Source organism: Sinorhizobium sp. 7-81 (genome assembly GCF_030124405.1).
In the GTDB taxonomy this organism is placed as follows: Bacteria; Pseudomonadota; Alphaproteobacteria; order Rhizobiales; family Rhizobiaceae; genus Sinorhizobium; species Sinorhizobium psoraleae.
Map to the genome: position 1 here is coordinate 131149 of NZ_JASKLT010000011.1, position 19892 is coordinate 151040.

General features: G+C 61.2%; 20 protein-coding genes and 1 pseudogene. 10 read left to right on the forward strand and 11 right to left on the reverse strand.

Annotated elements, in window-relative coordinates; genetic code table 11:
* Positions 1 to 60 precede the first annotated feature (60 nt).
* From QN224_RS26765 to QN224_RS26790, 6 genes are read left to right on the forward strand one after another with little or no spacing between them, the layout of a single operon-like run.
* Positions 61 to 1062 (forward strand): ABC transporter ATP-binding protein, encoded by a 1002-nt coding sequence (locus QN224_RS26765; protein ID WP_283979082.1) that lies wholly within the window; start codon positions 61 to 63, stop codon positions 1060 to 1062.
* Entirely contained in the window at positions 1059 to 2045 is a 987-nt protein-coding gene (locus QN224_RS26770) for an oligopeptide/dipeptide ABC transporter ATP-binding protein (RefSeq protein WP_283979083.1), read from the forward strand. The genes QN224_RS26765 and QN224_RS26770 overlap by 4 nt, the downstream gene beginning before the upstream one ends.
* Before the next feature lie 12 nt (positions 2046 to 2057).
* Complete coding sequence (locus tag QN224_RS26775; protein WP_283979084.1) at positions 2058 to 2984, forward strand: ABC transporter permease; 927 nt, start codon at positions 2058 to 2060, stop codon at positions 2982 to 2984.
* Between the two features lie 9 nt (positions 2985 to 2993).
* On the forward strand, positions 2994 to 3890 hold the full coding sequence (locus QN224_RS26780) for an ABC transporter permease (protein ID WP_283979085.1): 897 nt from the start codon (positions 2994 to 2996) through the stop codon (positions 3888 to 3890).
* 30 nt (positions 3891 to 3920) lie between these two features.
* Entirely contained in the window at positions 3921 to 4670 is a 750-nt protein-coding gene (locus QN224_RS26785; protein ID WP_283979086.1) for a glycerophosphodiester phosphodiesterase family protein, read from the forward strand.
* Positions 4671 to 4699: 29 nt separating this feature from the next.
* Positions 4700 to 5614: a TIM barrel protein gene (locus QN224_RS26790; RefSeq protein ID WP_283979087.1), complete on the forward strand. Its 915-nt coding sequence runs from the start codon at positions 4700 to 4702 to the stop codon at positions 5612 to 5614.
* An 84-nt stretch (positions 5615 to 5698) separates the two neighbouring features.
* Here the strand turns inward: QN224_RS26790 and QN224_RS26795 are convergent, their stop codons facing one another.
* A complete protein-coding gene (locus tag QN224_RS26795; protein WP_283979088.1) occupies positions 5699 to 5989 on the reverse strand; it encodes a metalloregulator ArsR/SmtB family transcription factor in 291 nt (96 codons plus the stop codon).
* 80 nt (positions 5990 to 6069) lie between these two features.
* Positions 6070 to 6429 carry a hypothetical protein gene (locus QN224_RS26800; RefSeq protein ID WP_283979105.1) on the reverse strand — a complete coding sequence of 120 codons (360 nt, stop codon included), beginning with the start codon at positions 6427 to 6429 and terminating at the stop codon, positions 6070 to 6072.
* A 400-nt stretch (positions 6430 to 6829) separates the two neighbouring features.
* Between QN224_RS26800 and QN224_RS26805 the strand changes: the two genes are divergently transcribed.
* Positions 6830 to 7771, forward strand: coding sequence for a LysR family transcriptional regulator (locus tag QN224_RS26805; protein WP_283979089.1), 942 nt, complete (start codon positions 6830 to 6832; stop codon positions 7769 to 7771).
* A gap of 64 nt (positions 7772 to 7835) precedes the next feature.
* Here QN224_RS26805 and QN224_RS26810 read toward each other — a convergent pair whose 3' ends face one another.
* Positions 7836 to 8471, reverse strand: a complete 636-nt coding sequence (locus QN224_RS26810) for a LysE family translocator (RefSeq protein WP_173509344.1) — start codon at positions 8469 to 8471, stop codon at positions 7836 to 7838.
* A gap of 313 nt (positions 8472 to 8784) precedes the next feature.
* The gene (gshB, locus tag QN224_RS26815; protein WP_283979090.1) at positions 8785 to 9729 is read right to left on the reverse strand and encodes a glutathione synthase; all 945 of its coding nucleotides are present in this window, start codon (positions 9727 to 9729) and stop codon (positions 8785 to 8787) included.
* Between the two features lie 458 nt (positions 9730 to 10187).
* On the opposite strand from gshB, the gene QN224_RS26820 reads away from it, so the two are divergent.
* On the forward strand, positions 10188 to 10529 hold the full coding sequence (locus tag QN224_RS26820) for a LysR substrate-binding domain-containing protein (RefSeq protein ID WP_283979106.1): 342 nt from the start codon (positions 10188 to 10190) through the stop codon (positions 10527 to 10529).
* 50 nt (positions 10530 to 10579) lie between these two features.
* Here QN224_RS26820 and QN224_RS26825 read toward each other — a convergent pair whose 3' ends face one another.
* From QN224_RS26825 to QN224_RS26855, 7 genes are all read right to left on the reverse strand, one after another.
* Positions 10580 to 11275, reverse strand: a complete 696-nt coding sequence (locus QN224_RS26825) for a response regulator transcription factor (protein WP_269281886.1) — start codon at positions 11273 to 11275, stop codon at positions 10580 to 10582.
* Position 11276: 1 nt separating this feature from the next.
* Positions 11277 to 11654: a response regulator gene (locus tag QN224_RS26830; protein WP_269281885.1), complete on the reverse strand. Its 378-nt coding sequence runs from the start codon at positions 11652 to 11654 to the stop codon at positions 11277 to 11279.
* 2 nt (positions 11655 to 11656) lie between these two features.
* On the reverse strand, positions 11657 to 12298 hold the full coding sequence (locus tag QN224_RS26835; RefSeq protein WP_283979091.1) for a response regulator transcription factor: 642 nt from the start codon (positions 12296 to 12298) through the stop codon (positions 11657 to 11659).
* A complete protein-coding gene (locus tag QN224_RS26840; RefSeq protein ID WP_283979092.1) occupies positions 12295 to 15501 on the reverse strand; it encodes a PAS domain-containing protein in 3207 nt (1068 codons plus the stop codon). Before QN224_RS26840 ends, QN224_RS26835 begins: the two co-directional genes overlap by 4 nt.
* A gap of 221 nt (positions 15502 to 15722) precedes the next feature.
* Positions 15723 to 16583 carry an SDR family oxidoreductase gene (locus QN224_RS26845; RefSeq protein WP_283979093.1) on the reverse strand — a complete coding sequence of 287 codons (861 nt, stop codon included), beginning with the start codon at positions 16581 to 16583 and terminating at the stop codon, positions 15723 to 15725.
* 118 nt (positions 16584 to 16701) lie between these two features.
* Entirely contained in the window at positions 16702 to 17682 is a 981-nt protein-coding gene (locus QN224_RS26850; protein WP_283979094.1) for an alpha/beta hydrolase, read from the reverse strand.
* A gap of 301 nt (positions 17683 to 17983) precedes the next feature.
* Complete coding sequence (locus QN224_RS26855; protein ID WP_283979095.1) at positions 17984 to 18769, reverse strand: alpha/beta hydrolase; 786 nt, start codon at positions 18767 to 18769, stop codon at positions 17984 to 17986.
* Positions 18770 to 19046: 277 nt separating this feature from the next.
* Here QN224_RS26855 and QN224_RS26860 point away from each other — a divergent pair, with 277 nt between their 5' ends.
* Together QN224_RS26860 and QN224_RS26865 are read left to right on the forward strand one after the other, a co-directional pair.
* Positions 19047 to 19502 (forward strand): carboxymuconolactone decarboxylase family protein, encoded by a 456-nt coding sequence (locus QN224_RS26860; RefSeq protein WP_283979096.1) that lies wholly within the window; start codon positions 19047 to 19049, stop codon positions 19500 to 19502.
* Between the two features lie 255 nt (positions 19503 to 19757).
* A pseudogene (locus tag QN224_RS26865) lies at positions 19758 to 19892 on the forward strand (MBL fold metallo-hydrolase); the annotation flags it as partial.

The window sequence follows — 19892 nt, forward strand, 5'->3', positions numbered from 1 at the left end:
AGCACGCGCAGTTGCGAACCGGAAGGCACGCAAGCGCGGACATCGAAGGAGGTCAGTGGAATGATCCCCAACCTCGTGGAATTGCGCAGTCTGAGAGTTGCCTTTGACGGCGTCCAGGTCCTGCACGGCATCGACCTTGATGTCGGGCGCGGCGAGTCCGTGGGGCTTGTCGGCGAATCCGGATGCGGCAAATCGGTGACCTGGCTTGCGGCGCTGGGCCTGCTTCCGGGCAAGGCGAGCGTCACCGGTTCCGTTCGGATCGAGGGCCGCGAAATCTGCGGTAGCTCCCGCCATGTGCTGGAGGAGGTTCGCGGCGGAAGGATCGCGATGATCTTCCAGGACCCATCGAGTTCCCTCAATCCCGTGATCCGTATCGGACGACAGATCACCGAAGCACTGGCGATCCATCGCGGGCTTCATGGTGAGACGGCCAAGGCTGAAGCCCTAAGACTGATGGACATGGTCGGCATTCCGGATGCCCGGCGCCGCTTCGATCTCTACCCCCACGAATTTTCCGGCGGCCAATGCCAGCGTCTGATGATCGCGATGGCGCTTGCCGGTCAACCTGATCTCCTTATCGCCGACGAGCCAACGACCGCGCTCGACGCGACGATCCAGGCGCAAATCCTCGATCTTCTCGTCCAGCTTCGAGCAGAAACCGGCATGGCGATGGTGTTCATCAGCCACGATCTCGGCGCCGTGTCGCAGGTCTGCGAGCGCGTCTGCGTCATGTATGCCGGCCGCATCGTCGAACAGGGCCGCATGGAGCAATTGTTCTCCGAACCGCGCCATCCCTATACCCGCGGCCTGTTCGACGCGATCCCGCGGATCGATGGTCCCCGCCAACGGCTTTTCCCGATTACCGGCACCGTGCCGAATCCGAAAAATCTTCCCGCCGGATGCGCCTTCTCTCCCCGCTGCGGGCGCGCCGTGGAGGCTTGTCGCAGTGACTTGCCGAGCCTCGCGCCGATGCATGATGGCCGGCGGCTGGCCTGCCACAGGCCTGTCCCCATCGTCTCGGCGCCACCGGTCAGGACACGAACTCTGGAAGCCGTATCGTGACTAGCGCCCTCCTCGAAGCCAATAACCTGGTGCGGGTCTATCAGGTCCGCCGCGGCCTCTTTGGCACTCCGACACCCGTTCGCGCCGTGAACGGGGTCTCGATCAAACTGATGCCCGGCGAGACCCTTGGCATTGTCGGCGAATCGGGATCCGGAAAATCCACGCTGGGGCGCATGCTCCTCGGCATCGATCCGCCGCAATCCGGTGAGGTGAAATTCGAGGGCAAGCCGATGGCAGCCCCCGGGACAGCCGAATGGCGGGCGCTACGCGCCAGAATGCAATTCGTCTACCAGGATCCGCTTGCCGCACTCGACCGGCGGTTGACGATCGCCACCCAGATCGGAGAGCCCCTGGATATTCACAAGCTCATTCCGAAGGAACATCGTGCCGCCCGTGTCGAGGAACTCATGTCCGCCGTCGGCTTGCGCCGAGATCAGGCCGGCCGTTTTCCGCACGAGCTTTCGGGCGGCCAGCGCCAGCGCGCGGTCATCGCAAGAGCGCTCGCTTCCCGTCCGCGATTATTGGTCTGCGATGAACCTGTTTCGGCGTTGGACGTCTCCATCCAGGCGCAAGTGGTCAACATGCTGCGCGACCTTCAGGAACAGAATCGGATCGCCATGATCTTCATCAGCCATGACCTGAAAGTCGTGCGCAGCATCGCGGACCGTGTCGCCGTGATGTATCTCGGACAGATCGTCGAAGAGGCGTCCTCCGACGTGATTTTTCAGTCGCCCAGACATCCTTACACCGAGGCCCTGGTATCGAGCGTACCTGTTCCGGGCAAGATACTCGAGGGGCGCAGGATCCTGCAGGGCGAGCCGCCGAACCCCGCCAACCGTCCCTCCGGATGCGCGTTCCACCCGAGGTGCCCCCTGGCGAGCGACATCTGCCGGACAAGCGCGCCGGATCTTCGTTCGATCGGAGGCGGCCGAACCGCGGCCTGTCACCTGGTCCCCGGCGAAACCGCGCCGGTCGCCGCATAACGGGAGGTGACGATGATACGCTTCGTTCTTACCCGCCTGCTTCGCGCCGTGATCACCATTTTCGCCGTCGTCACCTTCGCTTTCGTCGTGCTGCGCATGTCGGGCGATCCGGCACAGGTGATGCTCGGCCCGGATGTTCCGCAGGACGCTGTGGACGCCTTCCGCAAGGCCTGGGGCCTGGATCAGCCGCTCTGGGTGCAATATCTCGCCTATATCAAATCGATCTTCTCCGGAGATTTCGGCGTCTCGATGCGCGACGAGGCCTCGGCCCTGCAACTCGTTCTGGAGCGCATTCCGGCGACGCTGCAACTGACCGTTCCGGCGCTCCTGCTGAAGCTTCTGATCGGCATCCCGGCGGGTGTGTACGCAGCCCTTCATCGGCAGAGCTTTGCCGATCGCGGCGTGATCCTGCTGGCGATTTTCGGCTTCACCATCCCTTCCTTCGTCATGGGATTGCTGCTGGTGTTGATCTTCTCCGTGATCCTCGGCGTTCTTCCCTCTGGCGGTCAGGACACGTGGATGCATAGCATCCTTCCGACCATCACCATGAGCATCGGCGGCATCGGCATCCTGGCACGCTTCTCGCGCAGCGCCATGATCGAAGTGATGGGCCAGCCCTACATCCGGACGGCCTCCGCAAAGGGGCTGAAGTGGTCGGACGTCGTCTGGGGCCATGCTTTGCCGAACGCGGCAGTGCCGATCGTTACCATTGTCGGCTTCATGGTCGGTTCGCTGATCGCCGGCGCCGTCGTGGTCGAGTCGATTTTTTCATGGCCCGGCATCGGCCGCCTTCTGGTGGTCTCCGTCAGCAACCGCGATCTGGCTGTCGTCCAGTGCATCCTCCTGATGATCGCGGCCACCATGGTAATCTCGAATCTTGTCGTCGATCTGCTCTACGGGTGGCTCGACCCGCGCCTGCGCGCGCAAACTGCACATTGAGGACCGGCGATGACCTCGGCAGACATGGCACAAAAGCAATCGGCGCAAACGCAATCGGCATGCAGCGGCGTTCTCGGACTGATCTCGTATTTTCGCCGCCACGTACCCTTTTCGGTCGGGCTCGGCATTTTCTGGCTGGCGGCCATGGTCCTGGTGGCCTGCTTTGCCGACGCCTTGAGGCCCTACGGCATCACCGCGATGGATCTGACCAACCGGCTCGCATCGCCCGGTAATGCCAAGCACTGGTTGGGCACCGATGAGCTGGGCCGCGACGTGCTCTCCCGCCTCATCCAGTCGATCCGCGTCTCGCTCGTCATCGCTTTTGGCGCGACGATCCTGTCGGCGGTCTTCGGAACGGCGCTTGGTTTTGCCGCTGCCAAATTCCGTGGTGCGGTCGAACATCTCGTGCTGGTGCTGGCCGACTTCCAGGCCGCTCTGCCGTTTCTGATCATGTCGCTCGCCGTTCTCGCCTTTTTCGGCTCATCCATGGTGCTTCTGGTCTGCCTGATGGGCTTTTACGGCTGGGAGCGTTACGCGCGCATCGCCCGTGGCCTGGCGATTTCCGCAAGCGCGCAGGGCTATGCAGCTGCCGTGGTGCAGCTGGGGGCGACACCGGCGAGAGTCTATCTGCGTCACATCCTGCCCAACGTCGCGTCCACGCTCATCGTGTCGATGACGCTGACCTTCCCCGAGATCATCCTGATGGAAAGCGGCCTCTCCTTCCTTGGCCTCGGCGTGCAACCACCTGAAACCAGCCTCGGCAACATGGTGGGCTTCGGACGCGAATACCTCACGCGCGCACCCTGGATCATGCTTGCCCCCGCACTCGTCATCATGCTGACCACGCTGTCGATCTCGCTCGTCGGAGACTGGCTGCGCGACAAGCTCGATCCGACGGTGCGCTGAACCGTTCAGATACTCCAACAGGACCAGCTAATGACACTCATCACCGGACATCGTGGCGGCCGCAATCTCTGGCCGGAAAACTCCTTGACGGGCTTTCGCAACGTGCTTGCGCTCAACGTGGACGCCGTCGAATTCGACGTGCATCTGACAGACGCTGGAGAGCTCGTCGTCATCCATGACGCAACGCTCGAACGGACAGCCGAAGCCGAAGGTCCGGTGCGCGCGCTCACACCCGAAACCCGTGCACGGATCAAGCTGAGGGGCACTGACGAGAACATCCCCACCCTTGCCGACGTGCTTTCGGTGCTCGCCCCGGCAAAGGACAAGACGCTGCATGTGGAGATCAAGTCAGACACAACTGGCACGCCCTATCCGGGCATCGTCGAGAAGGTGGCGTCAGAGATCGCCCGCTTCGGCCTCGACGAGCGCAGCTATCTCACCTCCTTCGACACGTCGGTCCTCGAGCTTTGCCGTCGCCATGCGCCGCTCATCCGGCGGCTCGTCTCCGTCGACGCGGCGTGGGCCGATAAGCAGGGTGGACTGCAGCCCTTTCTCGGCCGCGTCGACGACCTGGTCGAGATCATCGCCATCCATCACGAATTGATGGAGCGCGAATGGAATCTCCTCACCAGGACCATGCCGCTCGACCGGCTCTGCGTGTGGACGCTCAACGATGAGCAACTCATCCGCAAATGGCTCGACCGCGGCATCGGACACCTCACCTCCGACAGCCCGGATCTGGCCCTGAGACTGCGCGCGGAAACACTGGTCAACGCATAACCCCAAAATCCTACGATCGGAGACGAACAATGGGCAACATCATCGCGACAGGATTCAATTCCGGCTCGACCGACGGCGAACTGGCCAGTCTCGAAGCGGACCTGCACCGCCTCGCCGGAATCGGCGTCGACACGGTTGAACTGGGGCTCACCAGCCTCGACCTTATCGCCGGCGGCCGCATCATCAAGGAAAGGGCCGACAGGCTCGTGGCGCTCACCAGCCAGTTCGATTTCCGCTATACGGTCCACGGCCTCGTATCGTCAAATTTCATGGACCCGGTCACCTGCCGCTACCAGATCGACGCGGCGAAGGCGCTGGTCGAGCTATGTGACCGGATCGATGCGCGTATCCTCGTCCAGCACGGCGGCTTTCTGCGTGCTGACCAGATCTTCGACCGGGCGGCCGCAGATCGGCGCGAGCGGGAAGCCCTGTTCGAGCTTGCCGAGTTCTGCAAACCCTATGGAGTGCGCGTCGCGTTCGAGAACATCTTCACCACTGAGCCAGGACAATACCGGCAGACGCCCGTCGAGCTGGCGGAAACTGTGAAGGCGGTCGATCACCCTAACCTGGTGGCGCTGATCGACTTCAGCCACGCCTATATCGAATCGACCTATCGCGGACTCGACTTCCGCGAACAGCTTCGCGCGATGGCACCGGTCGCCGGGCATCTGCATGTCCATGATTCCTTCGGCCGCCCGCAAGGATTTTACAAGGCGTTCCACCCCCAGGAATCGACTGCGCTCGGCATAGGCGACCTGCACATGCCGCTCGGCTGGGGTGATATAGACTGGGATAGCATCTTCAGCGAACTCGAATTCCTGCCCGGCACCGTCCTGATGATGGAAATCGGCGCTCGGTACGGAAACGAACAGCCCGAAAGCCTCGCGCGCGCCAGGAGGCTGATCACGCTGAACAGCGGCGAGCAGACGCTCGCGGCCGAGTGATTAGAAGGCGCGGCGGCTTCCGGCTGCCGCGCCTGATCCGCGCCTGCGCGAAACCAGGTTACAATTCAGAACGCTCTTCCTGGCTCAACAGCGCCTCATCGACGTTTTTTTCAATGCATCCATGATACGCACGACGAAGTCGGAACGGCATGAATAAAGAACCGTCTGCGCTTCTCGCCGGTACTGGACAACGCCTGCCACGCGTAGTTTCGCCAGATGCTGCGATAATGTCGCCTGCCTGAGCCCGACCCGAACGGCGAGCGTACCAACGGACCATTCGCGCTCGAGAAGCAATTCGAGGATGAGCAGCCGATGGGCATGCGCCATGGCCCCAAGCGCGTGAGAGGCGTGTCCTACATCGAAGCTCGTTTCCATATCCAGCCTCCAGATTACTGTCTCTGTTCGCACGGCGCGCGCGACAACGGTCCGCACACTTTGGCGACCGCCGACCGGCGTCAACCGGGACCGACGATCGCATTCGCCGTGCCCGAATCGGAGACCGCCGCCCGGCGCTGGAGCGTGAAACGCGATCCGGATTCGGCCGTGCAGTTCAACTGGCTCGGACCGACGAGTGCACAATTGACCCTGGTCATGCGATTGCGCAGCAGGGACGTCATGCGGATCTCGATGAGATGCGGGGTGGAACTGACATAGGTGCCGTAGGCGAGCACCTGGTTGGTGTCGGTCGTGCGAGTTTTGAATTCTCCCCCGCTGAAGCTTGAGACGAATCCGTTCGGGTCCAGCCACTCCCCTGCTACGCCCTGCGGCTCGGGCGGCAGCGCCGCGACTGGATTCCCCCCAACGCCGCGTAGCATGGTCTCGGGCGCGACACATGCGGAGAGAATTGCAGTACCGGTACAGAGCGCCATTGTGGTTAGCGTGCTTCTCAAGTGATGCCGTTCGGCTTCAGTCGGGACAAGGAATATCATGGGTGCCGAAAGTGAGGTCGATTGACGAGTTCCGCCGGCGTACGAGGACCGCCGGCCGCGTAAGCATTTCTATTATAGGTGGCGACCTGAAATACTTGCCTGACCATGCCATTGCCCACACGGGACGCCGGAAAAACCGGCGTTCGGCGACCATGTCCCGGATTTCGATGTTGACTAGGAAGCCTGAGAGACATCTTGAAGTTTTCCTTGACGCCTCTCCTCAAATAGCATGATCTCGGATCATGCAGAATTGAACGCGCGGAAAGACATTCATTCCAAGATTTACATGAGCAAACTTCCTGACCTTGAGGCCTGGGCAGTCTTTGCCGGTGTTGCGGAGACCGGCTCTTTTGCAAAAGCAGCCGAATCTCTTGGGATGTCGCAGCCGACGATCTCGAAGGCAATCAGCCGTCTCGAACAACGGCTCGGCGCGGCACTCCTGCACCGGACTTCCCGCCGGATATCGCTCACCACAACGGGAGAAGCCGCACGCGACAAGGCGGCACGCATTCTTGCCGACGGCGAAACCATCGAAGCCGAAGCAACGGAACAGGCGCTCAATCCGCGCGGACTGGTCCGCGTCACCGCTCCCATGTCATTTGGCGTGAGCTATCTGGCTCCCCTCATTCCGGCCTTCCTCGAGCGCTATCCCCAAGTCGATATCGAGCTCTCGCTCAGCGATCACATTGAAGATCTCGTTGCCGGCGGCTTTGATCTCGCATTGCGAATTGCGGCTCTGACAACCTCTTCGTTTCGCGCCCGCAAGCTGTGCGCTGTGCGTCGCCCGCTCGTCGCGTCCCCCGCCTACCTCGATCAATGGGGCCGGCCTACCCACCCTCGCGACCTGGAGCAGCACGCCTGCCTGATCTACACCAATCTCCCCTCACCCGAACTCTGGCGCTTTCGTCACCGATGCGGCGACGAGTACATCGTTTCTGTGCGGGGGAGGCTGAAGTTCAATAATGCTGAGGCGCTCACTCCGGCACTGATGGCGGGATATGGCCTGGCGCTTCAGCCGGAATTCATGGTCTGGAAAGATCTGGCCGAGGGAAAGCTCGAAGAAGTGTTGCCCGGATGGCGCATCAATGACATTGCGCTAAATCTTTTGACCCCGCCTGGCACCTTGCGACCGGCCCGTGTGGTCGCGCTCATGGATTACCTTGTCGAGTGCTTGTCCGTCGCGCCTTGGGCAAGAGTCCAATCCGCCCCGACGGAGGCCATATTTTAGAGCAATTCCGGGAAAAGCGTGTAACGGCTTTCCGTTCGGGATTGCGTAGTTTCAGAGAGATGATCTAGCGGGTCGTCAACGCCAAGCGGATGCCGAGTGCTACGAAAAGCGCGCCAAGGCCACGGTCAAGCCAAACAGAGATGCGGCCATTCCTCTTGATAAGATCCGTGAACCGTCCGCCGGCAAGGATAAGCGGCGGCTCGATGAACGCCGCCACGACAATGATCAGGAGGCCGTGCACGGCGAGTTGCAACCAGGCTGGGCCAGCGCCTTCGACGACGAACTGCGGCAGGAACGCGAGAAAGAAGATGGCGACCTTCGGGTTGAGCGCCGCAACGAGAACACCCTGTCGGTAAATCTGCCTCCAACTTGAGGTTTCGCCCTGGGCTTTCGCAAAAGCCGTCCCGCCGCCTGCCCGCAGCGCCTGGATGCCGAGCCACACGAGATAGAGCGCCCCAATCCACTTGACGGCTGTGAAGGCGGTTGCCGATGCGGCGAGAACTGCGGAGAGACCAAATGCAGCTAGAAGCACGTGGACGAGCGAGCCGGTCCAAATGCCGAAGAGTGCTGAAAATCCAGCCCTTGTTCCGCTCCTGATCGTGTGGCCGAGGATGAGAGCCATATCTGGACCGGGCGACAGGTTCAGGAGAACGGCGGCCGTGAGGAATGCGATCCAATGGGCAAGAGAATATTCGAGCATAGGCGATCCAATAGAGGAGGATCTTTACTCTACCATTCCATCATCTGATGGAAAAATGACTAGTGTTGATTGTTTCTCTTTTCGGCTGTTCGTTTTCCATCTTTCTCGCATCGACAGAGTTTCACCGCTTCAATCCCGTCGGCACTCGATCTCCCCCGACGGAAGCGGAAACGGCGGGCGGCCAACGATCTCCGGAGAGACCGCGACCGCCCTTAGCCCGCCCATAGGACGATCGTGTTAGCGCGACCACCGCCTCTCGCGGGGTCGCTTAGCATCCCGCCCGCCAATGGCTGCGGGTATCGCCATACGATCCTCACCCCGCCAGCTTCGCCTCCAACACGTCCCACACTTTCGCCGCCACGTCCGGGCCGCCAAGCTTCCTCACTGCGCGGATACCCGTTGGCGCGGTCACATTTATTTCGGTGAGCTTGTCATCGATGACATCGATGCCCACGAGAATGAGCCCCTTCTCGCGCAGTGAAGGGCCCAAACGCTCGCAGATTTCCCGCTCCTTTTTGGTGAGGTCGGCGACGGTCGGCGCACCGCCGCGCACCATGTTGGAGCGCAGATCGCCGGCTGCAGGCACCCGGTTGACCGCACCCGCGAACTCGCCGTCGACGAGGAGAATGCGCTTGTCGCCATGCTTCACGTTCGGGAGGAACTGCTGAATGACCCAAGGCTCACGGAAGGTCGTGGCGAAGATATCATAGAGTGAGCCGTAGTTGAGATCGTCCCTGGTGAGACGGACCACGGCTGCGCCACCATGACCGAAAAGAGGCTTCATGACGATATCGCCGTATTCGGCACGGAATAGGTCGATTTCCGTCTTGTCGCGCGTGATGAGCGTCGGCGGCATCAGATCTGCGAACTGGGTGACGAAGAGTTTCTCCGGGGCGTTGCGCACCTCGGCTGGATCGTTGACGACGAGGGTCCTGGGATGGATCTTTTCGAGCATATGGGTCGCCGCGATGTAGGACAGGTCGAACGGCGGATCCTGGCGCATGAGCACCACGTCGATATCGGCCAGGTTCATGCGTTGCTTCTCGCCGAGCACGAAATGGTTGCCCTTCTCGTCGCGCACCTCGACCGGCTCCAGCACGCAGAAAACGTCGTTGCCGATCATCGCCAGGCGGTCGGGGGTATAGTGATAAAGCTCGTGGCCGCGTGCCTGTGCCTCCAGCATCAAGGCAAAGGCGCTGTCACCCGCGATGTTGATTGAGGAAATATGGTCCATCTGGACCGCAACTTTGAGTGCCATGGAGAGTCTCTCGGGAGAACCGCCGCCAAAATGGATTAGGCCGGCTGGCGGGCTCGCCGGCCTCATCGTAGCAACATGCGTCTGAGCGAGCATTGCGAACGCCATGCAGCATGTCCAGTCACGTGCCATCTTGAAGCACGACTTCGGCTCGCGTGCAACGTTCGGAGAATGCCGGATCGATCCGCCCGCATCCCGCTCTGACCTTTTCGCATCGAAGCGTTTATGATTTAGGCCGAGGCAACCTGAGATCATCGTGTTCTACAGCGCGGTGCGTCTTTTCAGACGCACAAAGGTCGCTGTCGCACTTTGAATCGATGCATGTTTTATCCTTCATCGAATACGGTTTCAGGAAACATCCAGTAGGCGACGATTTCTCCGCCACCTTGCGCCCCAGAAGGCTATCGATGGCATTCATCGCCGAGACCGTATTCGCGCGGAACTTCGCGCGTATGCTGGCCATGGACGAGCGCCGCTTCCCCCTCCCTCCCGGCATCGCCGGCGATCGATATCTAGAATGCCGTGACGGTCGGATCGGATCTTCCTGCGGACAGGTTTTCAGTTCTGCTTCAGGCGCCGCGCTCATCCAGGCGGCGCTCGCTGGGTTGGGTGCCGCCTATCTGCTGCGGTGTCTGGTGGCGAAGGAGTTGCAAGCCGGTGCGCTTGTCACGTTTGCATCGGAGATTGCGCTTCCGAGCCTGCCATTCAACGCGCTGCATGCCTTCGGCCGCACCGTGCCCTTGCGCGTCAAACTGTTCTGCGACTTCATAGCCCGTGAGGCGAGAGCCATCGAAGCGATGTGAGTACAACCTATCATCGGCGACATCGACATCCTTGGGCAGGATCGATCCCGTCAGAACCAGGCGCCGCCAGCCTCGCGCATCGCCATGGGCAGCGTCTCCCAAGCCCTGATCAACTCGCCGATCGACCCGGCCTCCATCTTGCGCATGACATTGGCGCGGTGCAGCTTGACCGTGACCTCGCTTATCCCGAGATCGAAGGCGATCTGCTTGTTGAGCCGCCCCCGCGCCACTTCGCGCAGGATCTCGCGCTCGCGGTGCGTCAGCGTCTCCAGGCGTTCGATATTGCGCCTGACGACCAAGGCGTTGGCGCGTCGGGCCGCGTCGAGCGCGATGCCGGCTATCACAGCGTCGAGCAGCGTCTGGTCGCGCACCGGCTTGGTAAGAAAGTCGACCGCGCCAGCCTTCATCGCCTGCACGGTCATCGGAATATCGCCGTGTCCGGTCAGGAAGATGATCGGCTTCGCATTGCCGTTTTCCGCCAGATGGTGCTGCAGGTGAAGGCCGCTCGCCCCCGGCATGCGCACGTCAAGGATCAGACAGCCCGGGCTGTCCAATATGTCGGCGTCGAGCACTTCATGGGTCGAGGCGAAGCTCATGGGCTGCAGGCCCGCTGAGAGGATCAGCTCCGACAAGGCCTCGCGAACGGCCGCATCGTCATCAACGATGATAACGATAGGCTCACTTGTGTCATTCTTGTGCTGCCGCGACAGCGGTGCCGATCTGCGGAGCGGCTGGTCAATTCTCATGTCACCCTCCATTTCTCGATTTCTGCAAAGCTTCGCTTATCGCAATGAGTAGCGCAGGCGCATCGAATGGCTTTCGAAAAAAGCCGTCGACGCCCTTGACGCGGCCCTGGTCGGCGATCTCGTGGCGGCCGGTGACCAGAAATACCGGTAGTTCCGGACGCGCCTTTTTGACGATGTCACGAAGCTCAAAGCCGTTCATGCCCGGCATGCCAATATCAGTGATCAACAAATCCAGGTTCGACAGGTCACGGGCGAGCAGATGCTCCGCCGACCGGAAACAGCAGGCTGTATAGCCGGCGGATTCCAGCAGTTCCTCCAGCGACTCGAGCAGCCGCGGGTCATCATCGACTATCGCGACGATCGGTCTTGTCTTCTCCATGCTCAGTTTCCTCCAGCCCGGCGCGAATGAGTGATCGGTATTCCCAATCGCTCCGCTATGCGCACGAGGTCGGCGAGCGATGCCGCCGCCATTTTCTGCATCACATTCCTCCGATGAATTTGCAGCGTCACTTCGCTGATTCCGAGTTCCGATGCTGCCTGCTTGTTGAGCAGGCCGCTGACCACGAGCGGCAGCACGTCGCGTTCGCGTGGCGTCAGTTCGAGATAGCGTTGTCTCAGCATGCCGAGTTCAGCCCGCTCCGATCGCTTTCGCCGATCCTCGGATATTGCCGTATGCACCGCAGCCATAAGGTCCGCGTCGCTGAACGGTTTGGTGAGAAAATCCACCGCACCATGCTTGATCGCCCGCACCGAGGAGGGGATGTCGCCATGGCCGGTAATGAAGACGATCGGCGGATGATCGCCCTCGGCGATCTGCCGTTGCAGTTCGAGGCCGTTGATATCGGGCAATTCAACGTCGAGTATCAGGCAGGCAGGTAGATCCGGTTTTTCAGCGTCCACATAGTCGCCCGCCGAACCGAACGCGATGGCGCGCATGCCGTGGGTCTCCAGGAGCTCGCCGAGCGCCTCCCTGATGCGTTCGTCATCGTCGACGACGAAAACAACATGGTCATCCGTTGTCATGGCGCCGCTTTCCCCACGATTGGTAAGGTGAAAATGAACCGCGCGCCATGTGGTTCATTTTTCTCGGCCCATAGACGCCCGCCATGCGCCTCGACGATCGAACGGCAGATGGCGAGACCCATGCCCATTCCATTCTCTTTCGTCGTGAAGAAGGGCTCGAAGATCTGATCCGGGAACTCGATGCCGTTTCCCTGGTCGCCTATTTCGGTCTGCACCTCACTACCCACGCGATGGGCGCGCACGGTGAGCGATTTTTCCCCTGCGACGGCCTCCATTGCCTCCATGCCATTGCGCATGAGATTGACCAAGACCTGCTGGATCTGGATGCGGTCGACCGCGATAGGCGGAAGCTTGCCTTCCACGTCGATGTCGATCCGGATGCGACGGCGCAATGCCTCCCCTGCCACGAGGTTGCACGCCTCCGCGATGACGCCGGAGAGCGACAGGCTGATCCTGTTCTCCACGGACTGCTTGAACAGCGCCCGGATGCGGCTGACGACTTCCGCCGCCGAATTGGCATCGCGGACGACGCGTTCTGTCGTGATCTTCGCTCGATCGACATTGGCCGGCTCGGCTGACAGCCAGCGGTAACAGGCATGCGAATTGGCGACGATCGCCGCCAGAGGCTGGTTTACCTCATGGGCGATGGAGGCCGAAAGTTCGGCAAGGCTCGCCGCCTGACTGGCGCGCGCAAGCCGCTCCTGCGCCAGGCGCAGCTCTTCCTGCATCCGCACCTCACCATCGATATCCAGGCAGATCATGTTCCATTGCACGATGGTGCCGTCGTCCTTGCGCATCGGCGCGGCGCGCGTTTCGACCCAGATATATTCGCCGTCGAAGCGCCGCAGACGGTGCTTTCTGAGATAGGGTTCGCCGGTCGCGAGGCAATGGGCATATTGCTCCTTGACGCCCGCGACATCGTCGGGATGGACCCCGGCATCGAGCGTGCCGTTCAGCCGCGATTTGGCCTTCCCATCCAGTTCCCCCAGCTCATAGCCAAGGAACTCGCGCAGTTGCTGGCTGCGATAGACTGGTTCGCCGTTCGGCGCAGCACAATCGATCATCGCCGGCAGTGTTTCCACCAGTTGCCAAAGGAAGCGTTCTCTCTCGCGCAATGCCGCCTGCGCGCGCATCTCGTCCTCAATGTCGATCGAAGCAATGTACCACTGCACGATTGTGCCATCTGCATCGCGCAACGGCTGCGCGCGCGCCTCTATCCAGCGATAAACGCCCTGCTTGTTGCGCCGGCGAAATCGGTTCACGAAAGACTGACCGGTCGCAAAGCCATCCGATGCTCTCTGAAACATTGTTGGAAAGTCGTCGGGGTGAGCCACGTCTCGGGCCAGCGCATCGAAGTCCTTAGTGTCCGCCGTCGGCAAACCAACGTCGTCGAGATACCGCTTGCTGGTGTAGGTCATCTTGCCTGAAGCGGTGAAGCTCAGGATATTGAAAGGCATGGCGTCGATCATTTGTTCCAATTGCCGCTTGCTGCTCTTCAGCGCTTCTTCGGCCTGCACCTGATCGTCGATGTCGATGGACACCTGATACCATTGAACGATCGCTCCATCGTGATCGCGCAGAGGCTGCGCGCGCGCCTCTATCCAGCGATAGTTGCCGTCTTTCCAACGCCGGCGATACCGCATCATGAAGGCGTCGCCAGTTTTAAGGGAGTTGGCTGACGTTCGCAGCACCTCGGGGGCATCTTCGGGATGAACCAGCTTTTGCGCCACCCGGACGGTATCTTCGAAGTTCGCCTTGGAAAGGCCGAGATCCTCCAAAGATCGCTTGTTGACGTAGGCCAGCTCGCCAGCAGGCGTCCAGCTCCAGATGTGGACTGGCAAGGCGTCGACAAGCTGCGAGAGCTCCCGCTCCCGGTCGCGCAAGGCCTCCTGCGCGCGCACCTCATCATCGATGTCGATGGAGATTGCGTACCATTGCAAGATCTTCCCGCCTTCGTCTCGCAGTGGTTCCGCCCGGCCATCAACCCAGCGATACACGCCGTCCGCGCGGCGCATGCGATATTTCATCGAGTATGGTTCGCCTGTGGCGACAGAATGGCGCACCGCCTGCAATAGACTGGGCGCATCATCTGGATGGACAAGAGTCTCAATGTTTGCCGCTAGCTGGCTTGTGCCTGGCCTCTTCAACTGTTGCAGATCAAGCCCGAAAAAATCCACCAGCCGCTTGTTGAAGAAGGTCGGCTCGCCTTCGGGCGTCAGCCGTCTGATGTGGACTGGGACCATGTTCACGATCTGCGAGAGCTCTCGCTCTCGATCGCGCAGGGCCTCCACACTCTGGCGCAATGTCAGCAACGCGAGCTGGTGCTGCCGGGATATGGCGGCCACGACCAGCGCCGAAAATGCCGAGATCGCCAGGAAGAGTTGTAGCATGATCTGGTTGTGGCGCTGGCTCTCGGCATTTCCGGCGAACTGGCTGGCGCCGGATATCGTGAAGATCGCAGTTATGAGCGCGAGAAGGACGAGGGCAACGGCAGCCCCCTTGAACTCGAAGCGCACCGCAGCCCAAAGCAGCGGCGGCATGATGATATAGGCGAAGGGCAGGTAGCCGCCGAGCGAAAGGGCCGCGACGCCAAGAAGGATAAGTCCCACGGCACACGCTTCTACCCATCGCGCAGTCGATAGCTCGGCCTTGGCGTTCCAGTTCTGGATCACGACCAGCGCAAGCGGTGCGATAATCAGGACGCCGGTGGCATCCCCCATCCACCAGAGAGGCCAGGCCCCTGAGAACGTTTGCGAAAATATGCCGAACCAGGCAAGCGTCGCGCTTCCCACCGCTGCGCTCACGATCGGGGCAACTCCGGCACCTAATGCGACGAATACAAGAACTTCCTGCAAGGTTTCCAGCCGGACCGGCCGCCCCAAGGCCCGGTTCACGAGCCACGCGCCGATCATAGCTTCGAGCGCATTGCCGGCATAAATCAGGACGGCGGCAGGCAGCGGGCTGTAGAACCACAAGGCATTGCCGAATAGCTCGCCGAGGCAGCCAACCAGCACCCACCACGGCCAGCTCTTTCTGGGCGAGGTGGCAAGGGTCGCGATGAAAAGCCCGCTCGGAGGCCATATGGAAATGCCTGTTCCAGGAACGATTGCAAGAGCCTGCGCGAAGCCGCAACCCAGGACATAGGCCGCCAAAAACAGACCCAGATGCAGGAGTGGAGGGCGGTTCGACCAGACGCGCGTCATCGGCGGCTCCTGCAGGGAAAATAAACCTTGGGGGGCGACAGCATATCGAGTGGCTAGTCTCGATAGCAGCGTCAGCGATCCCGTGTCGTACCCTATTCGCGCCACTGCACGGCCGCAACTTATGGAAATCCATGCATTGGCGGCGATGCCGTCGCTTGGCCGCCTGGTGTAAAACTGTCAAGCCTCAATAATATCCGCCACCCGATTGGATGGTTCCTGTCTCAGTCCAAAAGCCGCAAGGGCGTGGCATCCTCGTCGAAGTCCGTCGACCGGCTGACCTCGTTCCACTGGAGCGCGGCCGTCGATCGGACCACATCGTTCTGGGCAATTCGCGCCAGCGCGTCGCTTCCGAGGACGAGCTGTTCCGGCAGATCGTCCCGGCGGGAAAGATCGAAGATGACGGCGGCCACCTTGTCGGAATCGCCGGGCTCGGTGCCGGCATAGCCCTCCGTCATCCTCATAATCGCGCCGATGGTTGGCTCATATTCCGGCAGCAGCGGCGGGACATGGCTGCGGGCGACCCGTGTCCAGTTCGTGCGGATGCTGCCCGGCTCGACGGCGATGGCCTTGACGCCGAACGGCTTGACCTCCTTGGCGAGCGAAGCGGTGAAACCACTCACCGCCCATTTGGCGGCGGTATAGGCGGCGGAGCCGGGACTGCCGAAGCGCGCCGAACTGGACGAGATATTGATAATATGTCCTGATTTTTGCTTACGCATCACGGGAAGTGCTGCGCGCGTCAGATTGACCACGCCGTAGAAATTGGTGTCGATCTCCGCCTTGAAATCATCTTCAGAGACCTGTTCGAAAGGGCTGAGATGCGCATAGCCGGCGTTGTTCAGCAGCACGTCGAGTCGTCCGAACCTTTCCATCGCGGCTTCGACTGCGCCGCGCGATGCGGACGCGTCTGTCACATCGAGTTCGATGAGTTCCACGTGCTCCTCGTAGCGGCGCGCAAGGTCGAGAAGGCGGTCGACGTTGCGGGCCGTTGCAATGAGGTTGTCGCCGCGCGCGAGCACCAGTTCGGCCGTGCTGTGGCCGATTCCGCTGGCACTGCCGGTTATGAGCCAAGTCTTCGGCATGGTGGATGACCTCTAAAAGGCGATGATAGAAAGGGATCGAGGAACTGGCGCGGCAAGGCCGCGCCAGTTCCGGACGGGACGCGGAGCACGGCGGTTTGCTCCGCGAGCCGTAGCGGGTTCAAGCCTTGAGAAACGCGAGCAGGTCGGCGTTGACCTGGTCCTGATGCGTGGCGGTAATGCCGTGCGGCGCGCCGGGATAGTAGATGTCCTTGGCGCCCTTGATCAGCCGGGCAGACTTGACGGCGGAATCCTTGACTGGAACGATCTGGTCGTCCTCCCCGTGCAGGACGAGCGTCGGCACATCGAACTTTTTCAGATCTTCGGTGAAGTCGGTTTCCGAGAATGCCTTGACGCATTCATAAGCGTTTAGCAGGCCGGCCTGCATGCTCCAGAGCCAGAATTGGTCGAGCGTGCCCTGGGAAACGTTCGAGCCGGGTCGATTGGCGCCGTAAAATTGCGAGGCAAGGTCACGGTAGAATTGCGAGCGATCCTTGACGAGGCCAGCGCGGATCGCGTCGAACGCCTCAATCGGCAGGCCTTCTGGATTGGTCGCCGATTTCACCATGACCGGCGGCACAGCAGCGATGAGGACGGCCTTTGCGACACGCTTCGTACCGTGCAGGCCGATATAGCGGGCGACCTCGCCGCCGCCGGTGGAGTGACCGACCAACGTTGCGTCCCTGAGGTCCAGCGCCTCGATAAGGGCGGCCAGATCGTCGGCATATCCGTTCATGTCGTTCCCCGACGTCGGCTGGCTGGAGCGTCCATGGCCGCGGCGATCGTGCGCGACGACGCGGAAGCCGTGCTGGGCGAGGAAGACCATCTGGCCGTCCCAGGCATCGGAGTTCAGCGGCCAGCCGTGCGAGAAGGTAACGACCGGGCCGGTGCCCCAGTCCTTGTAATAGATTTCTGTGCCGTCCTTGGTGGTGATCGTGCTCATGGCTTGCTTTCCGTGATTGATGGTGGCGGGGAGAGGCTGCTTCGGAGTCTTTGCGGCGGCAACCGCGGGCAAGCCCGCTGCGATACCGGCGGTGAGGCCGCCGAGCAGGGCGTCGCGGCGTGAGAGGCTAACGGCCGATGGGTTTGAAATGTCCTGCATATTTTATCCTTCACGATGATTGAAATGCGAACGAGGATGGCGACCGGCGGCCCGGAAAACTATTGGCCGCAAGCATCTGCGGAACTGTACGAAAGTTTAGCTGATCGCATCGAACGACTAGGCGTTTGTGCCAGTGGATCGCGGCTACCAGACGCCAGCACGTGACCCTGGGCGGGCGATCCCATTCTCGGCTGGTAGTGATTGAGTCAGTCCTGAAAGCCGACGCCGGCCGAGCGACGTCAGGAACGGTGCCCGCAATTTCGTTTGAGGCGGAACTTCTCCGGACCGACAATATGGCTGTTCACCGGGCGGATGCCGCTTGTTCGATGAGAGCGGTGACTTCGGCGGGATGCGAGACCATGAGCGCGTGCGAGGCACCGTCGACGACGACAGTCTTCGCGGCGTGTGCCCGTTCGGCCATGAACTGCATGACCGCTGGTGGAATGTTACGGTCGGCGGACCCGTAGATCATGTAGGAGGGCAGCAGCTTCCAAGATGCGGCGCCGGAGGGTTCGGCGAGCGCAGCTTGGGCGACTGGACGCTGCGCCGAAGCCATCAGCGCCGCCTTGTCATCTGAAACGTCGGCGGCGAACTGGAGATGAAATTTGGACGGCTGGATGTAGAGGTCCTGCGTGCCGTCCGGCAGCATCACGGGTGCGAGCGCGCTGGCAAGCGTACTGCCCGGGAATTTGCCCGACAGGGTGAGGCTGGATTCGCCGGTATCCGGCATGAAACCTGCAACATAGACCAGGGCCTTCACGTTCGGATTGCCGTTTGCGGCTTCCGTGATGACCGGTCCACCATAGGAGTGGCCCACCAGAACCACCGGTCCATGGATGGCGCGAACGACCGCCGCGACGGATGCGGCATCCGATGCGACGCTGCGAAGCGGGTTGGCCGCCGCGATCGCCACATAGCCATTCTTGGTCAGGCGGCCAATCACAGCATCCCAGCTCGACGATTCGGCAAAGGCGCCATGAACGAGAACGACTGTCGGCTTGAGATCGTGAGCTCGAGACTGTGCGCTTGCGACAGGTAGCGTCGCGATCACAGCGCCAAGCGCCAAGACCTTGATAAGTTTGAGCATCTGCTTTCTCCTAACGCAGCGATTGCCATGCCGGGAGGATGCGCGGGTTTGCGGTCGCAAGCCATTCTACGTGGGACGCGCCCATCCACTGCCGAAGTATAGAAGGAGATGGCTCAAACGGCGGAGAAACCTGATCGATCGGCAAAGCTCAGCTCCATCAGATGCTAACCGGGAGCGCCTTCCGGCCAGATGGATGATCCGCGATGCCGTGGATAGTGGGTGATCCGGGCGACGCGCGTGGCTTCGACCCGATCGCAACCAATCTACGGAGAGCAGGATGACCAGACGCTTGAACATATTGGCCAGGAAGAATGACGGCATCGATGGCCTCGTCGCCGTCGAGGCCTGGATTGCCAAGAGCTTCGATCCAAAACTAATGGAGCTCGTCAAAGTGCGCGTGTCGCAGATCAACGGCTGCGCCCATTGCCTGCACATGCATCGTCAGGACGCTCTGAAACGGGGCGAGACGGAAGAGCGCATGCTTCTTCTGAGCGCCTGGCGCGAATCGCAGCTGTACAGCGACCGTGAGCGCGCAGCACTCGCCTGGGCCGAGTCGCTGACCAATATCGCCGAGAGCCGTGCGCCGGATGCGGATTATGAAATTGCCCACAGCGTCTTTTCGGAAGACGAACTCTTGGTGCTGTCTATCGGCATCGCCATGATCAATGCTTGGAACCGACTGGCGATCGGCTTTCGGCTGCAGCATCCGGCAGACCACAAGCGCGCCGCTTGATCGCCGAGCAGACGCGAACGCACCGGGCGGATTCATCCGCCCGGGAACATCCAATGCAAAGCGTCTGCTCCTTCATGCCAGCCCCTTCACTGCCAAAATCTCCGCTGCGGCCGCACTGAGAGCATAGGCTGCCCTATCCTCAGGTATGGCCTTTCCTCTTCCTTGGCCGGATCGACCGCCAAACGCGCCTCAACATAAAGTCCGCGCCGTGGCTTGTAACCGACACGTTTCGATCACGCAAAACAGGAGCGCATCATGTCGCAGACAGAAACAAAACCCCGTTCGATTGCTCAGCAGCAGACAAACATGAGCTTGGACAACACCTCACCCTCCGGTAGATCGCGACCCGAAGAGTTGGTTCCCTCGCGCTACGCGGTGCAGGTCGGCGAG

Excerpts from the sequence above, each read along its gene's own strand:
- QN224_RS26765 (WP_283979082.1), top strand. The coding sequence starts at position 61 with ATGATCCCCAACCTCGTGGAATTGCGCAGTCTGAGAGTTGCCTTTGAC.
- QN224_RS26775 (WP_283979084.1), top strand. The coding sequence starts at position 2,058 with ATGATACGCTTCGTTCTTACCCGCCTGCTTCGCGCCGTGATCACCATT.
- QN224_RS26780 (WP_283979085.1), top strand. The coding sequence starts at position 2,994 with ATGACCTCGGCAGACATGGCACAAAAGCAATCGGCGCAAACGCAATCG.
- QN224_RS26785 (WP_283979086.1), top strand. The coding sequence starts at position 3,921 with ATGACACTCATCACCGGACATCGTGGCGGCCGCAATCTCTGGCCGGAA.
- QN224_RS26790 (WP_283979087.1), top strand. The coding sequence starts at position 4,700 with ATGGGCAACATCATCGCGACAGGATTCAATTCCGGCTCGACCGACGGC.
- QN224_RS26795 (WP_283979088.1), bottom strand. The coding sequence starts at position 5,989 with ATGGAAACGAGCTTCGATGTAGGACACGCCTCTCACGCGCTTGGGGCC.
- QN224_RS26800 (WP_283979105.1), bottom strand. The coding sequence starts at position 6,429 with ATGCTACGCGGCGTTGGGGGGAATCCAGTCGCGGCGCTGCCGCCCGAG.
- QN224_RS26805 (WP_283979089.1), top strand. The coding sequence starts at position 6,830 with ATGAGCAAACTTCCTGACCTTGAGGCCTGGGCAGTCTTTGCCGGTGTT.
- QN224_RS26810 (WP_173509344.1), bottom strand. The coding sequence starts at position 8,471 with ATGCTCGAATATTCTCTTGCCCATTGGATCGCATTCCTCACGGCCGCC.
- gshB (WP_283979090.1), bottom strand. The coding sequence starts at position 9,729 with ATGGCACTCAAAGTTGCGGTCCAGATGGACCATATTTCCTCAATCAAC.
- QN224_RS26820 (WP_283979106.1), top strand. The coding sequence starts at position 10,188 with ATGGACGAGCGCCGCTTCCCCCTCCCTCCCGGCATCGCCGGCGATCGA.
- QN224_RS26825 (WP_269281886.1), bottom strand. The coding sequence starts at position 11,275 with ATGAGAATTGACCAGCCGCTCCGCAGATCGGCACCGCTGTCGCGGCAG.
- QN224_RS26830 (WP_269281885.1), bottom strand. The coding sequence starts at position 11,654 with ATGGAGAAGACAAGACCGATCGTCGCGATAGTCGATGATGACCCGCGG.
- QN224_RS26835 (WP_283979091.1), bottom strand. The coding sequence starts at position 12,298 with ATGACAACGGATGACCATGTTGTTTTCGTCGTCGACGATGACGAACGC.
- QN224_RS26840 (WP_283979092.1), bottom strand. The coding sequence starts at position 15,501 with ATGACGCGCGTCTGGTCGAACCGCCCTCCACTCCTGCATCTGGGTCTG.
- QN224_RS26845 (WP_283979093.1), bottom strand. The coding sequence starts at position 16,583 with ATGCCGAAGACTTGGCTCATAACCGGCAGTGCCAGCGGAATCGGCCAC.
- QN224_RS26850 (WP_283979094.1), bottom strand. The coding sequence starts at position 17,682 with ATGCAGGACATTTCAAACCCATCGGCCGTTAGCCTCTCACGCCGCGAC.
- QN224_RS26855 (WP_283979095.1), bottom strand. The coding sequence starts at position 18,769 with ATGCTCAAACTTATCAAGGTCTTGGCGCTTGGCGCTGTGATCGCGACG.
- QN224_RS26860 (WP_283979096.1), top strand. The coding sequence starts at position 19,047 with ATGACCAGACGCTTGAACATATTGGCCAGGAAGAATGACGGCATCGAT.